This window comes from Blastomonas aquatica (assembly GCF_014639875.1).
Lineage (GTDB): Bacteria > Pseudomonadota > Alphaproteobacteria > Sphingomonadales > Sphingomonadaceae > Blastomonas > Blastomonas aquatica.
Map to the genome: position 1 here is coordinate 1 of NZ_BMGD01000024.1, position 518 is coordinate 518.

A 518-nucleotide genomic window follows, 5' to 3' on the forward strand; every position below is an offset into this window, starting at 1 on the left:
GGGCTGATCGCTGGCTCCGGAACCTGCCGCGTGGAACCGCTCCTTGATCGCATCGCTGCCGATCCTGAAGTCCCGCATCTCGCGCGCGATCTGTTCGCAATGCATGCCGAGGAGCTGGCACTGCTGCGGGCACGGATTAAGGAAGTCAACGGGAGGCTTGCTGAATGGCACCGCTCGAACGCGCGAAGTCGGCGGGTGGCTCAGATACCGGGTGTCGGAACACTTGGCGCGACATTGCTGGCACTAAAGACGCCGGCACCGGAAGACTTCCAGTCCGGTCGGGCGTTCGCCGCCTGGATCGGTCTGACGCCGCGTGATCACTCAACCGGCGGCCGGGTGAAGCTGGGCAGCATAACCCGTGCTGGCGACGCCCTGCTCAGACGAACACTCGTGGTCGGAGCTACAGCGCTGCTCCGCCATATCCGCAATGATCGAAGCAAGCATGCTTCGCCCTGGATCCTCGAGATGCTGAAGCGGAAACCGCCAAAGTTGGTCGCGGTCGCCTTGGCGAACAAGAT

The 518-nt window shown here is 63.3% G+C and carries 1 protein-coding gene; it reads left to right on the forward strand.

What is annotated here, in order from left to right; all coding sequences use genetic code 11:
* A partial coding sequence (locus IEW00_RS17425) for a transposase (RefSeq protein ID WP_229737131.1) occupies window positions 1–518 on the forward strand: 518 nt, incomplete at both ends.